General features: G+C 34.0%; 1 protein-coding gene. It reads left to right on the forward strand.

What is annotated here, in order from left to right; all coding sequences use genetic code 11:
• Positions 1–188 precede the first annotated feature (188 nt).
• Positions 189–1,491: ABC transporter ATP-binding protein/permease (locus ACUVJL_RS14015; protein WP_445246404.1), on the forward strand; the 1,303-nt coding region annotated here is incomplete at its 3' end.

Here is a 1,491-nt window from a genome sequence, read left to right on the forward strand (position 1 = left end):
AATCCCCCCGTGGTTGCCCTTAGATGCTGGGGTAGGCACGGGGCACTACCCCTACAAATCCTCATGAATGATTTAGGATTGCTATAGATACTGTAAGAAATTAGTTTGCTATTTTCTACTGTACCTCATAACAGCGGAAACTGCTGTATTGGTTCTGATGAGCAAAGTTTTCAGTTGATTTTTAAAATATGCCAACCCAAGTTATTCAAGCCCAACCCACAAAAAATCCTTTTTCAGATTTTATTCAATTTTGGGGCGATGTCAAAATTGTCGCCGGGTCTTACTGGTATCCAACCAAGCCAGGAGAAAGAGCATTCTCAGATGTTATTCGTAGCTGGGTAAAACTGATTCTCCTGATACTACTAATAGTCGGTCTTGTAGGTACAACTGCTTATAATAGTTTCGTTAATCGCTATTTGGTTGATAGTCTAATTCAAGACAAAGATTATTCTAAATTTATCAATATTTTAATAACAAATATTGTTGTACTTGTCTGCCTAACGCTTTTAGCAGGACTTTCTAAATTTGTCAGAAAACAAATTGCGCTTGATTGGTATAAATGGCTTAATGATCAGATTTTAGATAAGTATTTAAGCAATCGAGCTTATTATAAAATTAATTTTCAAACAGATATTGATAACCCAGATCAGCGATTATCACAAGAAATTGAACCTGTCACTACTAATGCTTTAAACTTTTCAGCTACTTTTTTGGAAAAAGTTCTAGAAATGATTACTTTTTTAGTAATTGTCTGGACAATTTCCCAAAATATTGCGCTAATTCTGATTGGTTATACGTTGATAGGCAATTTAATTGCTATTTACTTAAATCAAGAATTATCTAAAATTAATCAAGAGGAACTCTCATTTAAAGCTGACTACAGTTATGCCTTAACACACGTGCGTAATCACGCCGAATCCATAGCTTTTTTTCAAGGAGAAAGCCAAGAATCAAATATACTTGCACGGCGATTTATTAATCTTATCAAGAATACGGAACGTAAGATAGGTTGGGAAAGAAGTTTAGAATTTTTTAATAGAGGGTATCAATCTATTATCCAAATATTTCCCTTTTTAGTACTTGCACCGTTATATATTAAAAATGAAATTGATTTTGGACAACTTGGACAAGCAGCTTTAGCTTGTAATCTATTTGCTATTGCTTTGGGAGAATTAATTAATCAATTTGGAACTGCTGGACAATTTTCTAGTTACGTTGAGCGTTTATCTGAATTTTCAAATGCTTTAGAAAAATTAAGTAAACAACCAGAAAATCTCAATACTATTAAAACAATAGAAGAAAATCAATTTTCTTTTGAGAATGTCACTTTACAAACACCCAACTATGAACAGCTAATTGTAGAAAATTTGTCTTTTTCTGTTCAACCTGGAGAAGGCTTATTAATTGTCGGCCCTAGTGGTAGAGGTAAAAGTTCTCTACTGAGAGCGATAGCTGGGTTATGGAATGCAGGAACTGGTCGTTTGGTGCGAC

Source organism: Microcoleus sp. OTE_8_concoct_300 (assembly GCF_031383065.1).
GTDB lineage: Bacteria > Cyanobacteriota > Cyanobacteriia > Cyanobacteriales > Microcoleaceae > Microcoleus.